Source organism: Curtobacterium sp. MCSS17_008 (assembly GCF_003234185.1).
Lineage (GTDB): Bacteria > Actinomycetota > Actinomycetes > Actinomycetales > Microbacteriaceae > Curtobacterium.
The window spans coordinates 451041-464302 of record NZ_QKSM01000001.1 but is presented as its reverse complement, the minus strand read 5'-3'; the positions used below and the strand labels follow the sequence as shown (position 1 = coordinate 464302).

The following is a 13262-nucleotide window of genomic DNA, read 5'->3' as shown; positions in this document are numbered from 1 at the left end:
CCGCGCCTCCCGTCCGTCGCTCGTTCTGGGGTACGCTGGTCGCCGACTTCCGCGCAGATCCATCCTGCGGGAGCGACTCAGCTGAATACGGAGGCACCTCGGTGAAGATCGACCTCGCAGTCCTGCGACTCATGGAGCGCGAGCGGGAGATCCCGTTCGACGAACTCGTCCGCATCATCGAACAGGCCATCCTGACGGCGTACCAGAAGCACCGCGCGGAGAACGGCGAGCCCGTCGACCCGCAGGCGCGCGTCGAGCTCGACCGCAAGTCGGGCGAGGTGTCGGTGTACGCCCCGGAGCGCGACGACGAGGGCACCGTCGTCGGCGAGGCCGTGGACCAGCCGAGCGACTTCGGCCGCATCGCCGCCTTCGCCGCGAAGCAGGTCATCAACCAGCGCCTGCGCGACATCGGCGACGACAAGATCCTCGGTCAGTTCCGGGGCAAGGAGGGCGACATCGTCGCGGGCGTGATCCAGCAGGGTCCGAACCCGAAGATGGTGCACGTCGACCTCGGCACCGTCGAGGCGATCCTGCCGCCCGAGGAACAGGTGCCGGGCGAGGAGTACAAGCACGGCAACCGCATCCGCGTGTACGTCACGAGTGTCGGCCGTGGTGCCAAGGGTCCGCAGATCACCGTCTCCCGCACCCACCCGGGCCTGGTCCGGAAGCTCTTCGCGCTCGAGGTGCCGGAGATCGCATCCGGCGTGGTCGAGATCACGTCGATCGCGCGCGAGGCGGGGCACCGCACGAAGCTCGCGGTCAAGGCGAACGAGCCGGGCGTCAACGCCAAGGGCGCCTGCATCGGTGAGCTCGGGGCCCGCGTCCGTGCCGTGACGACGGAGCTCGGCGCCGAGAAGATCGACATCGTCGACTACTCGTCCGACCTGGCGTCCTTCGTCGCGAGTGCGCTGTCGCCGGCGAAGGTGACGAGCGCGTTCGTGCTCGACGCCTCGACGAAGGCCGTCCGTGCCCTGGTGCCGGACTACCAGCTGTCGCTCGCCATCGGCAAGGAGGGGCAGAACGCGCGTCTGGCCGCGAAGCTGACGGGCGCACGCATCGACATCCAGCCCGATTCCATCCTGGACGGCGAGGACTGACGACCGTGACCGGGGTCACGCCGGAAGCGGGTCGTTCCGCTCTCGGCGTGGCCGGTCCGGGCGTGCCGGATCGCGGTCGTCGGAGGCAAGGAGTAAGGTGGAACCCGTCAGAACATGCATCGGCAGTCGTCGTCGTGCTCCCCGGTCCTCTCTCCTCCGTGTCGTCGCCCTGAGCGACGGCCGCGTCGTGGCGGACCCGAAGGCAGTCATGCCGGGGCGGGGAGCCTGGCTCACCCCGACCGTCGAAGCACATGATCAGGCCGTCAAGCGCAGGGCGTACCGCCGTGCACTCCGGCTCGATCGTGAACCCGACACGTCAGCGGTACGTGACTACCTCGAGGCGCTCAGCGCTGCAGAGCAGGCGCGTCACCGGGACACGACAGAACAGGCTGAACGGCTTATGGACAACTGATGAGCGGCTCGAAATGAGACCCGTCATCCAGTGAGTCCTGCCCCCTTCGCGGGGTGGGACCCGTGAAGGAGAACTGTGGCAAAACCACGCGTACACGAGATCGCATCCGAACTCGGTGTCGACAGCAAGACCGCAATGGAGAAGCTCAAGGAACTCGGCGAGTTCGTCAAGGGCCCGAGCTCCAGTGTGGAGCCCCCCGTCGCGCGCAAGCTCCGTGCTGCGCTGCAGGCGGACGGCGCCTCGACGGCGTCGAAGCCCGCGGCCTCGGCGACCCCGAGCGCTCCCGCGAAGACCGCGGCACCGCGTTCCGGCGCCCCGAAGCCCGGCGGTCCCCGTCCGGGACCGGCACGTCCGGCCCCCGCACCGAAGCCCGAGCCCGAGGTGCAGGCACCTGCTGCCGACACCCCGACGCCCGCTGCGCCGAAGTCCGTCGCGCAGCGCCAGGCCGAGGCCGAGGCCGCGCAGAAGGCCGCCGCCGCCGAGAAGAAGGCCGCCGGCGGCTCGTCCGAGCCGAAGGGTGACGCCGTCAAGCCCGGCGGTGCCCCGAAGCCGGGTGCTGCAGCAGGTCCGAAGCCGGGCGGCCCGAAGCCGGGTGCCCGCCCGGGGAACAACCCCTACGCGTCGAGCCAGGGCATGGGCTCGCGCCCGCCGCGTCCGGGCAACAACCCCTACGCGTCGAACCAGGGCATGGGACAGCGTCCCGCCGGCGGCGCCGGTGGCGGCAACGGCATCCCGCGTCCTGCGCCGCCGCGTCCGGGGACCCCGCGTCCCGGCGCCCCGCGTCCGGGTGGCCCCGGCCAGGCGAACCGCCCGAACGGCTTCGGGCAGCGCCCGGGTCAGGGTGGCCGTGGCGGCCCCGGTGGTCGTCCGGGTGCCGGTGCAGGTGCCGGCGGCGGCTTCCCCCGTCCGGCCTTCAGCGGCCCGCGTCCCGCCGGTGGCGGCGGTCGTGGTCGTGGTCCCGGCGGTGGTACCGCTGGTGCCTTCGGTCGCGGTGGCGGCAAGAGCCGTGCCCGCAAGTCGAAGCGGACGAAGCGCGCCGAGTACGAGATGCGGCAGGCGCCGTCGCTCGGCGGCGTGCAGGTCCCGCGCGGCGACGGCAACACGGTCGTCCGTCTGCGTCGTGGCGCGAGCATCTCGGACTTCGCGGACAAGATCGACGCGAGCCCCGGCAACCTCGTGACGGTGCTGTTCCACCTCGGTGAGATGGCGACCGCGACCGAGTCGCTGGACGAGGCCACGTTCGAGGTCCTCGGTGAGGAGCTGGGCTACAAGATCCAGATCGTCTCGCCGGAGGACGAGGACCGCGAGCTCCTCGAGGGCTTCGACATCGACATCGACGCCGAGTACGCCGACGAGGACGACTCCGTCCTGCAGCAGCGTCCCCCGGTCGTCACCGTCATGGGTCACGTCGACCACGGTAAGACCCGCCTCCTCGACGCCATCCGCAACTCGAAGGTGGTCGAGGGCGAGGCCGGCGGCATCACCCAGCACATCGGTGCGTACCAGATCGTCACCGAGCACGAGGGCACCGAGCGTCCGATCACCTTCATCGACACCCCGGGTCACGAGGCCTTCACGGCCATGCGTGCCCGTGGTGCCCAGGTGACGGACATCGCGATCCTCGTGGTCGCGGCGGACGACGGCATCATGCCCCAGACGATCGAGGCGCTGAACCACGCACAGTCGGCCGGTGTGCCGATCGTGGTCGCGGTGAACAAGATCGACAAGGAGGGCGCGAACCCGGCGAAGGTCCGGCAGCAGCTCACCGAGTACAACCTGGTGGCCGAGGAGTACGGCGGCGACGTCATGTTCGTCGACGTGTCGGCGCGCAACAACGTCGGCATCCAGGAGCTGCTCGACGCGGTGCTGCTCACGGCGGACGCCGGTCTCGACCTGCGTGCGAACCCCGACAAGGACGCCCGCGGTGTCGCGATCGAGGCCCGACTCGACAAGGGTCGCGGTTCGGTCGCCACGGTGCTCATCCAGTCCGGCACGCTCCACGTCGGTGACGCCATCGTGGCGGGTACGGCGTACGGCCGTGTCCGTGCGATGACGGACGAGAACGGTGTGGCGGTCAAGGCCGCGACGCCGAGCCGTCCGGTCCAGGTGCAGGGTCTGTCGTCGGTGCCGCGCGCCGGTGACACGTTCCTCGTCACCGAAGAGGACCGCACGGCCCGCCAGATCGCCGAGAAGCGTGAGGCCGCCGAGCGCAACGCCCAGCTGGCCAAGGCCCGCAAGCGCATCTCGCTCGAGGACTTCACCCGCGCACTCGAAGAGGGCAAGGTCGACTCGCTCAACCTCATCATCAAGGGTGACGTCTCCGGTGCCGTGGAGGCACTCGAGCAGTCGCTCCTGGACATCGAGGTCGACGACAGCGTCCAGCTCCGGATCCTGCACCGCGGTGTCGGTGCGATCACGGAGTCGGACATCGACCTGGCCACGATCGACAACGCGATCGTCGTCGGCTTCAACGTCCGTCCGGACGTCAAGGCCCGCGAGCGTGCGGCCCGTGAAGGCATCGACGTGCGCTTCTACTCGGTCATCTACAACGCACTCGAGGACATCGAGCAGTCCCTCAAGGGCATGCTCAAGCCCGAGTACGAAGAGGTCCAGTCGGGTGTCGCCGAGATCCGCGAGGTGTTCCGCTCCTCGAAGTTCGGCAACATCGCGGGTGTCATCGTCCGCTCCGGCACGATCACGCGCAACGCCAAGGCGCGCGTCATCCGTGAAGGTGTGGTGCTCGCCGACGGCCTGGCCATCGAGTCGCTGCGTCGCTTCAAGGACGACGTCACCGAGGTCCGCACGGACTTCGAGGCCGGTATCGGTCTGGGCAAGTACAACGACATCCAGATCGGCGACGAGATCGAGACCACCGAGCTCGTCGAGAAGCCGCGCGACTGACGCCTGGCTATCCTGGACCCCGCTCCTCCCTCGGGAGGGGCGGGGTCCGTCCCGTTCCACCAGAAGATTCCCTGCCCCCAGGAGGCACCCATGGCCGATCCGCAGCGCGCACGCAAGATGGCGGACCGCATCAAGGAAGTCGTCGCACGGCGGCTGGACAAGGGGCTGCGCGACCCGCGCCTCGGTTTCGTCACCATCACCGACGTCCGTGTGACCGGCGACCTGCAGCACGCGTCGGTCTTCTACACCGTGTACGGGTCGGAGCAGGAGCGCGCCGACTCGGCGGCGGCCCTCAAGGCGGCCACCGGCATGCTCCGCAGCGAGGTCGGCAAGAACATCACCGCGCGGCTCACCCCGTCGCTCGAGTTCATCGCGGACGCGCTGCCGGAGACCTCGGCGCACATGGAGGACCTGCTCGTCCAGGCTCAGCAGCGTGACGCGCAGGTGCGTGCCGCGTCGGCCGGCGCACAGTACGCCGGCGATGCCGACCCGTACAAGCACGACGACGACGACGAGGACGAGGAGCGCGACGAGCGCGCCTGACCCTGATCGTCATCCCCGCGGCCGCCGGACACCACGTGGCCGGCGGCCGCGGCCCGTCCGGCTGCCGTCGCCCGTCCGGCGGTCAGGCATCCGGGAGTCGGTAGCCCGTCGCGTCGTCGCCGACGACGAGCCCGTCGCGGAGCAGCGACGCGAGGGCACGGGCACGCTGCTCGGCGTCCGGCCAGACCAGGTCGACCTCGTCGCGCGTGACGGGGACGTCGCTGGCACGGAGCTCCGCCATCACGAGCCCACGCACCTGTCGGTCGCTCCCCGCGAAGCGCGACTGCTTCGGAGCACGCGGTCCGTCGTGCTCCGGGTAGCCGGCGGCACGCCACGCGCACCGGTCGGCGATCGGGCACGCGTCGCACGCGGGGGAGCGGGCGACGCACACGAGCGCGCCGAGCTCCATGACCGCGGCGTTCGTCGCGGCCGCGTCGTCGCGGTCCTCGGGGAGGACCGACTCCATGAGCGGCAGGTCCTGCTTCGCCTTCGCCGGGCCGGGCTCGCCGTGCCCGAGGACGGCCCGCGCCAGCACCCGACGCACGTTGACGTCGACGACCGGGTGCCGGTCACCGTACGCGAACACCGCGACGGCCCTGGCGGTGTAGTCGCCGATCCCGGGCAGCGCCAGGAGCGCCTCCACGTCGCGCGGGACGACGTTGCCGTGCCGCTCGGCGATGGCGGTCGCCGCGGCGTGCAGCGCGAGCGCCCGTCTCGGGTAGCCGAGCCGGTCCCAGGCCCGGACCGCCTCGCCGGCAGGCGACGCCGCGAGGTCCGCGGGTGTCGGCCACCGGGTGAGCCACGCCTCCAGGCGGGGGACGACGCGCGCCACCTGCGTCTGCTGGAGCATGATCTCGCTCACGAGCGTGCCCCAGGCGGGGAACCCCGGCCGGCGCCACGGCAGGTCGCGCGCCTCGGTGCGGAACCAGGCGACGAGCGGGGTCGCGATGTCCCCCCGGTCGGGCCCCGGTCCCTCCACAGCGACTGCGACCGACGGATCGTCCACGACCTGCCGGGAGGCTCGACGCGCGTTCACCACGACAGCCTACGGTGGGTCCATGGCACGCTGGGCACCGCAGGAGACCGACACGATGGCCGCGATCGCGGGGGAGGTGATCGCGCAGGTCGGGACGAACCGCACCGTCGTGGGCATCGACGGGCAGGACGGCGCGGACCTCGAACGCGTCGCCGCAGGGCTCGTCACGGGCTTCCAGCAGCACGGCGTGTCGGCGATGGCGGCAGCGGCGCCGTCGTCGGACGTCGACGTCCTGCGCGCCGACATCGTCACGCCCTTCCGCACCACCGGAGCCGGCGAGGGAGTCCTCGTCGTGCACGGTCACGGACTGCTCGCACCCGGCGCACGCGGGCTCTGGCGCTGGTCGCTCTGGGTCGAGCAGGAGCAGGGGCGGCTCGAGCGCCGGGCCGACGTCAAGATCGCGGCGTCCGCCATCCTCGACGTCACCGATCCGGAGCACCCGCGCCGGGAGTGGAACGACGCCTGCTGACCCGCTGTCCGCCGGCGGCGCTGGTAACCTCGTCCGGTGCTCGCAACCGCGCCTGACGGCATCCTCCTCGTCGACAAGCCGCAGGGCATCTCGAGCCATCGTGTGGTCTCGATCGCCCGTCGTCGGCTCGGGCTCAAGAAGATCGGCCACGCGGGCACGCTCGACCCGATGGCGACCGGCCTCCTGCTCCTCGGGGCGGGACCCTCGACGCGGCTGCTGACGCACCTGGTCGGACTCGGCAAGACCTACATGGCGACGATCCGGCTCGGGGTCGGGACCGACTCGGACGACGCCGACGGCGCGCCTACGTCAGCGCGCGGCGTCGCGGGTGCCGACGTGTCGGACGACGCCGTGGAACGCGCCGTCGCAGCGCAGCGCGGGGTCATCGACCAGGTCCCGTCGACCGTCAGCGCCATCAAGGTCGACGGTCGACGCGCCTACGACCTCGCCCGCAGGGGTGAGGAGGTCGTGTTGCGCTCGCGCACCGTGACCGTCTCCCGGTTCGACGTCACCGGGCGGAACGGCCGGACCGTGTCGGTGGACGGGCAGGAGATCGCCGTGGTCGATCTCGACGTCGTCGTGGACTGCTCGTCCGGCACCTACGTCCGCGCGCTCGCCCGTGACGTCGGCGCCGCGCTCGGAACGGGCGCGCACCTCACCGCGCTCCGCCGGACCGCCGTCGGTCCGTTCGACGTCGCGGCGGCGATCGACCTCGAGGACGACGGCGTCGACGTCGGTGCCGCGCTCGTCCGTCCCGCGGACGTCGCGCGGCGCCTGTTCGACGTCGTGACGCTCGAGCCCGGTGCCGCGAAGGACCTGACCGACGGCAAGCGCGTCGCTGTCGAGCACCCCGACTCGGACGGGCCGGTCGCCGCGATCGCCGCCGAGGACGACCGGCTCGTGGGGCTGGTGTCGGTCCGGCGCGGGCGGCTCCGGGTGATCACGAACTTCCCGGCGCCGACGTCCGCGGGCACGACGAGGTCCGGAGCGGGCGCGTGATCGAGTGGTTCATGTGGGTGCAGCTCGCGGTGGCCGTGGTCGCGGGGCTGTTCGCCGTCGTGGTCGGCTTCCTCGGGTGGAGACCGAACGACTACACCGTCGGGTCGCTCGCGCTCATCGAGCTGCTGCTCCTGGCGCAGGGCGTCATCTCACTCGTGCTGCCCGCGGTCGGCAGTCCGCCGCAGGGGAACGCGCTCGAGTTCGGCGTGTACGCGGTGTCCGTGCTGCTCGTGCCGCCGGCGGCGATCCTCTGGGCGCTCATCGACCGGACGAAGTGGAGCACGATCGTCCTCGGCGCCGGCGCCTTCACGGTCGCCGTGATGGTGTACCGGATGTACCAGATCTGGTTCGCACTGAACTGAACCGCCGCGACCGCCGCGACCGCCGCGACCGTGGTGGGCGCCGTGCGTCGCCCGGGCCGTCGGCCGTCGGTAGACTCGGTGCAATGGCGACCAGATCCTCCCTCGCGACCGGCGTCGGCCGAGTCCTCATCGCCGTGTACGGCATCCTCGCCCTCGCGGCGACCGGGCGCAGCGTCGTCCAGATCATCGAGAAGTTCTCCTTCGCGCCGTTCGCCTACACGCTCAGCGCCGTCGCGGCCGTCGTCTACATCGTCGCGATGATCGCCCTCATCGCGCCCGGCCGTGCGTGGTACCGGGTCGCCTGCGTCACGATCGGCTTCGAGATGGCGGGCGTGCTCGTCGTCGGCACCCTGTCGCTGGTCGACAGCCAGCTGTTCCCCGACGACACCGTGTGGTCCTACTACGGTCTCGGGTACCTCTTCGCGCCCCTCGTGCTGCCGATCGCCGGTCTGTGGTGGCTCCGCAAGCACCACCGCACCGCCGTCGTCGCGCCAGCGCGCGCGTCCGCTCCGGTCGGCGAGTAGGGGGCCGGCCGTGCAGTACTACGACGACGTCGAGGACGTGGCGCAGGGCTTCGGCCCGAGCGCGGTCACGATCGGCAAGTTCGACGGCGTGCACGTCGGGCACCGTGCGGTCATCGCACACCTCGAACGTGCAGCGCGTGAACGGGGCCTCGTGTCGACGGTCGTGACGTTCGACCGGCACCCGCTCAGCGTGATCGACCCGGACCGCGTGCCGCCGGCGCTCACCAGCACGGCGCAGCGACGGGAACTGCTCGAGGAGATCGGCGTCGACGCGATGCTGCTCCTGCGGTTCGACCAGGACCTGCAGTCGCAGGCGCCCGAGGCGTTCGTCTCCGAGGTGCTCGTGGGCACGCTGCACGCCGAGCTCGTGTTCGTCGGCAGCGACTTCCGCTTCGGTGCCCGGGGCGCCGGCGACGTGGCGCTCCTGCGACGGCTCGGGGAGCAGTACGGCTTCCGGGTCGAGCTCATCGACGACGTCGACCTCCGCGACGACGTCCGTCCGTCCGACGAGCGGCGGGTGTCCTCGACCTGGATCCGGGAGCTGCTCGGGGCCGGACGGGTCGCCGAGGCCGCGCGCCTGCTCGGTCGCGAGCACGCGGTGCGCAGCACCGTGGTGCACGGCAACCAGCGCGGGCGCGCGATGGGCTACCCGACGGCGAACCTCGACCCGGCGTGCGAGGGTTTCGTCCCCGCCGACGGCGTCTACGCGGCACGGGTCCTGCACGAGGGCACCGTCTACCCGGCCGCCGTGTCGGTGGGCAACAACCCGACGTTCGAGGGCGTGCCCGCGAAGCAGATCGAGGCACACCTGCTCGACGTCGACATCGACCTGTACGGCGACACCATCTCGGTGCTCTTCGTCTCCTACGTCCGGGGGATGGTCGCGTTCTCGTCGATGGACGAGCTCGCGGCCCAGATGCGGCAGGACGACCTCGACATCAGACTGTTGCTCGGCCTGCCCGCACCGGTCCAGTAGCGCAGCGGCGGTCGGTCGGTGCACGACTCGCGACCGGCCGCCCGCGCGACGCCCGCCCGACACGACGAGAGCCCCCACGACCATCGGTCGCGGGGGCTCTCGTCGTGTCGGTGGGGTGGCGTCAGCCGCCGAGTGCGTCCAGCCAGATCTTCCGGGCGTCCAGGGCTTCCTGCGCCTCCTTGATCTTGCGGGCGTCGCCGGACGCCTGGGCGGCCTCGAGCTCCGACTGCAACTTGCCGATGGCGTCCTCGAGCTGGCTCGCGAGGCCGGTCTGCCGGGCCTTGCGCTCCGGGTCCGAGGCCTTCCAGTGCTCGTCCTCGAGACCGCGCACGTGGTCCTCGACCGCACGGAGCCGGTCCTCGATGCGGCGGACGTCGCCGCGGGGGACCTTGCCGATCTCGTCCCAGCGGCGCTGGATGTCCGTCAGGGTCCGGCGGGCGGCGACCCGGTCCCGCTGCTGCAGGAGCGGCTCGGCCTCGGCCAGCAACGCCTGCTTCGCGACGAGGTTCGCGGAGAACTCTTCGTTCTCGGCTGCGGCCTCGGCGTGGCGGTGCTCGAACAGGACGTCGCCGGCTGCCTTGAACCGTGCCCAGAGCGCGTCGTCGTGGCGCTTGCCTGCCCGCCCGGCGCGCTTCCAGTCGTCGAGCAGCTCCCGGTAGGCGGGGATGCCGTCGGAGCCGCGCGACGCCAGGGCCTCGGCCTGCTGCACGAGCTCCTGCTTGCGGTTGCGGGCGTCGCGGTGCTGTGCGTCGAGCTCCGAGTAGAAGGCACGACGGTGCTGGTCGACGGTCGAGCGCGCGGCCCGGAACCGCTTCCACAGCTCGTTGGCCTCGTTCTTGGGCAGACGCGGACCGTCGTGCTGGTGCTGCTGCCACCGGGCGAAGACGTCGTCCAGCTGCGCGGTGATCTGCTTCCACTGCGCACGAGCGGGATCGACCGCAGCGAGGGACTCGGCTTCCTCGACCAGCGACGTGCGGTGGGCGAGCGCCTCGGTGAGGGCCTGCTGCGCCTGCGCCTGCTGCTCCTTGGTGAGCGAGCCGACCTGCTCGGAGAGTGCCGCGACGCGGTTCTCGAGCGACTTGAGGTCACCGACCACGCGGGCCTCGGCGACCTGCGAGCGCAGGTGCTCGACGGTCCGGGCGACGTCGTTCGCCGAGGCGCCGCGCTGTGCGCGCTGCTCGGCGATCTTCACCTGCCCCTCGAGGTCGGCGTACTTGCGCGCGAAGTACGCGAGGGCCTCGTCCGGGGTGGCGTCCGGGTACTCACCGACCGCCTTCTCGGTGTCCTCGTACCGGACGTACACCGTCCCGTTCTCGTCGACCCGGCCCCAGGTCGTTGCTTCGTCAGGTCCCACAGGTCTCGCCTCGATCGTGGTCGTGCATCGCCGACGTCCCCGTCGGCACGGTCAGGTCGTCAGCCTATTGCACGGAAGGGCCCGCGCGACCAGCGTGACGTGCGGCCTGTGGACGAGCGTCCGGCGACGGGTCGCTCAGTCGTCCTCGCGGATGGTCGCGCCGGTGATCGTCGTCGCCACCTCCGGCTCCCCGGTGCCGTCCGCCCCGGGCGAGGTGATCCCCTTCGAGGTGATCTCCGACTCGAGGTCGTCGAGCCCGCTCGTGACCCTGCCGACGACCGTGTAGCCACCGGTCGAGCCGTCGAGGGTGGTGTCGCCGTAGACGATGAAGAACTGCGTGCTCTGCGAGTACGGTGACGCGCCGCGCGCGATCGCCAGCGTGCCCGCCGCGTACTCCCCGTCGCTCGGCACGTTCTCGAGCGGGCCGTACTCGAAGCCGGCGTCGCCGGTCCCGTCGCCGTTCGCCGACCCGCACTGCAGGAACCGGAAGCCCTTGCCGTCGGCGAGCCGGTGGCACGTCGTGCCCTCGTAGAACTGCTTGCGGATGAGGTCGATCTCGACGCTCGCGGCCTGGGGTGCCCGCGCACCGTCCAGCTCGATGCCGAGCTCCACGCTCTCGTTGAGCGTCAGCGTCCCGGTCCAGGTCTTCCCGTCCGCGATGTCCTTGCTGGGCACCTCGCCGGTGTTCCCGGCGGTCGCGCTGGCGCTCGGGGTCGGGCTCGCCGAGGAGGTCGCGCTCGCGCCCGCGCGGTCGGCGCCGCGGGAACCGGCGAAGGCCAGCTGCGACCCGGTGGCGAGTGCCGCGACGAGCACGAGCACGCCGACCCCGACCACGTCGTCCCGCACCCGGCGGCGTCGCTGCCGGGCGTGCAGGCCCTGACGGGCCTGGTACAGACGGAGCCGCTCGCGCGCCTCGCGGTTGTCACGCGCCTGGTTCTTCGGTGCCACGGTGCTGATCGGACCTCTCGTCGACTGTGCCGACGAGCGTAGCGGACCGGGGGCGCCGCCCGGCCGGGAGGCACACAGCGCGTCGGTGGCTCGGCCTACGATTGACGCATGGCAGCGGATCGATCGGGCATGCGCGCGCCCACCACCGGCGGTCGCGCCGGGTTGGCGCAGGGCTCGGTCCCGCTCGCCGTGCGGATGCGTCCGACGAGCCTGGACGAGGTCGCCGGTCAGCAGCACCTGCTCGGGCGGGGGAGCCCGCTCGTGCAGCTCGCCACCGGCACGCGCGAGAACCCCGGCGGCGTCTCGGTGATCCTCTGGGGGCCGCCCGGCACTGGCAAGACGACCCTGGCGCAGGCGATCGCCCGCCAGTCCGGCCGTGAGTTCGTCGAGCTCTCGGCCGTCACCGCCGGCGTGAAGGACGTGCGCGAGGTCATGGAGAAGGCCCTCACGCACCGTGACCTCTACGGGTCGACCACCGTGCTGTTCCTGGACGAGATCCACCGCTTCAGCAAGGCACAGCAGGACGCCCTGCTCCCCGGCGTCGAGAACGGCTGGGTGATCCTCATCGCGGCGACGACCGAGAACCCGTCCTTCTCGGTGATCTCGCCGCTCCTCTCGCGCTCGCTGCTGCTGACCCTCAAGCCGCTCACCGACGATGACCTCGGAATGCTCGTCGACCGCGCGGTCGAGGACCCCCGCGGGCTCGGCGGTTCCGTCGTGCTCGGTGACGACGCCCGGTCGGCCATCGTCCGGCTGTCCTCCGGCGACGCGCGACGGGCGCTCACGGCGCTCGAGGCGGCGGCGTCCTCGGCCGTCGCGGCGCAGACCGACGACGACGAGGACGAGGACGTCTCGCTCGACGGCGTCGAGACGGTGCCGCTCGTCGACGCGGACACGGTCGCGGCAGCGGTCGACCGTGCCCTGCTCCGGTACGACCGTCAGGGCGACGAGCACTACGACGTGATCAGCGCCTTCATCAAGTCCGTCCGGGGGAGCGACGTCGATGCGGCGCTGCACTACCTCGCCCGCATGATCGAGGCCGGGGAGGACCCGCGGTTCATCGCCAGGCGCATCATCATCTCGGCGTCGGAGGACATCGGGATGGCCGATCCGCAGGCGCTGCCGATCGCGGTCGCCGCCGCACAGGCGGTGCAGCTCATCGGCATGCCGGAGGGGCGGATCCCGCTGGCCGAGGCGGTCGTGTACCTGGCCACCGCCCCGAAGTCGAACGCTGCGTACAACGGCGTGAACGCGGCCATCGCCGACGTCAAGGCCGGTCGCATGGGTGTCGTGCCGGTGCACCTCCGCGACGCGCACTACCCCGGGGCGAAGCGCCTCGGGCACGGCAAGGGCTACGTGTACTCGCACGACGCCGAGCACGGTGTCGCCCGACAGCAGTACCTGCCCGACGCGCTCGAGGGCACCGAGTACTACGCGCCCACCGCCAACGGGTACGAGCGCGAGGTCGGCCCGCGGCTGGAACGACTCCGGAAGATCACCCGCGGCGAGTGAGCAGGGTGCTCCTGTCCACGGCGAGATGCTGCTATCGTTGACGGGCCTACGTCCTGGTCCTCGCGTGCGGCTGCGTCGAGGACAGAGTCCCACCGCGGTGGGACGGGGGCAGAGGTTCGGACTGTAGCC

The 13262-nt window shown here is 71.6% G+C and carries 13 protein-coding genes; 10 read left to right on the top strand and 3 right to left on the bottom strand.

Annotated elements, in window-relative coordinates:
* Positions 1–101 precede the first annotated feature (101 nt).
* From nusA to rbfA, 4 genes are all read left to right on the top strand, one after another.
* On the top strand, positions 102–1097 hold the full coding sequence (gene nusA, locus DEJ23_RS02140) for a transcription termination factor NusA (RefSeq protein ID WP_111238586.1): 996 nt from the start codon (positions 102–104) through the stop codon (positions 1095–1097).
* 97 nt (positions 1098–1194) lie between these two features.
* Entirely contained in the window at positions 1195–1509 is a 315-nt protein-coding gene (locus tag DEJ23_RS02135; RefSeq protein ID WP_111238585.1) for a YlxR family protein, read from the top strand.
* 75 nt (positions 1510–1584) lie between these two features.
* Complete coding sequence (infB, locus tag DEJ23_RS02130; RefSeq protein ID WP_111238584.1) at positions 1585–4410, top strand: translation initiation factor IF-2; 2826 nt, start codon at positions 1585–1587, stop codon at positions 4408–4410.
* 90 nt (positions 4411–4500) lie between these two features.
* Positions 4501–4953 (top strand): 30S ribosome-binding factor RbfA, encoded by a 453-nt coding sequence (gene rbfA / locus DEJ23_RS02125; RefSeq protein ID WP_111238583.1) that lies wholly within the window; start codon positions 4501–4503, stop codon positions 4951–4953.
* A gap of 82 nt (positions 4954–5035) precedes the next feature.
* On the opposite strand, the gene DEJ23_RS02120 is transcribed toward rbfA, so the two are convergent.
* Positions 5036–5902, bottom strand: a complete 867-nt coding sequence (locus DEJ23_RS02120) for an A/G-specific adenine glycosylase (protein WP_111238743.1) — start codon at positions 5900–5902, stop codon at positions 5036–5038.
* Positions 5903–6011: 109 nt separating this feature from the next.
* On the opposite strand from DEJ23_RS02120, the gene DEJ23_RS02115 reads away from it, so the two are divergent.
* The 5 genes from DEJ23_RS02115 to DEJ23_RS02095 all read left to right on the top strand — a co-directional run bounded on the left by DEJ23_RS02115 (position 6012) and on the right by DEJ23_RS02095 (position 9319).
* Entirely contained in the window at positions 6012–6458 is a 447-nt protein-coding gene (locus DEJ23_RS02115) for a hypothetical protein (protein ID WP_111238582.1), read from the top strand.
* A 36-nt stretch (positions 6459–6494) separates the two neighbouring features.
* Positions 6495–7457, top strand: a complete 963-nt coding sequence (gene truB, locus DEJ23_RS02110) for a tRNA pseudouridine(55) synthase TruB (RefSeq protein WP_111238581.1) — start codon at positions 6495–6497, stop codon at positions 7455–7457.
* Complete coding sequence (locus DEJ23_RS02105; RefSeq protein ID WP_111238580.1) at positions 7454–7819, top strand: hypothetical protein; 366 nt, start codon at positions 7454–7456, stop codon at positions 7817–7819. Before truB ends, DEJ23_RS02105 begins: the two co-directional genes overlap by 4 nt.
* Before the next feature lie 83 nt (positions 7820–7902).
* Positions 7903–8343: a hypothetical protein gene (locus DEJ23_RS02100; RefSeq protein WP_111238579.1), complete on the top strand. Its 441-nt coding sequence runs from the start codon at positions 7903–7905 to the stop codon at positions 8341–8343.
* 10 nt (positions 8344–8353) lie between these two features.
* Positions 8354–9319 carry a bifunctional riboflavin kinase/FAD synthetase gene (locus tag DEJ23_RS02095; protein ID WP_111238578.1) on the top strand — a complete coding sequence of 322 codons (966 nt, stop codon included), beginning with the start codon at positions 8354–8356 and terminating at the stop codon, positions 9317–9319.
* A gap of 121 nt (positions 9320–9440) precedes the next feature.
* On the opposite strand, the gene DEJ23_RS02090 is transcribed toward DEJ23_RS02095, so the two are convergent.
* Together DEJ23_RS02090 and DEJ23_RS02085 are read right to left on the bottom strand one after the other, a co-directional pair.
* On the bottom strand, positions 9441–10673 hold the full coding sequence (locus DEJ23_RS02090) for a DUF349 domain-containing protein (RefSeq protein ID WP_181429065.1): 1233 nt from the start codon (positions 10671–10673) through the stop codon (positions 9441–9443).
* A 135-nt stretch (positions 10674–10808) separates the two neighbouring features.
* Positions 10809–11621 (bottom strand): peptidylprolyl isomerase, encoded by an 813-nt coding sequence (locus DEJ23_RS02085; RefSeq protein ID WP_111238577.1) that lies wholly within the window; start codon positions 11619–11621, stop codon positions 10809–10811.
* Between the two features lie 129 nt (positions 11622–11750).
* Between DEJ23_RS02085 and DEJ23_RS02080 the strand changes: the two genes are divergently transcribed.
* Complete coding sequence (locus DEJ23_RS02080; RefSeq protein WP_111238576.1) at positions 11751–13133, top strand: replication-associated recombination protein A; 1383 nt, start codon at positions 11751–11753, stop codon at positions 13131–13133.
* The last annotated feature ends 129 nt before the right edge of the window (positions 13134–13262 follow it).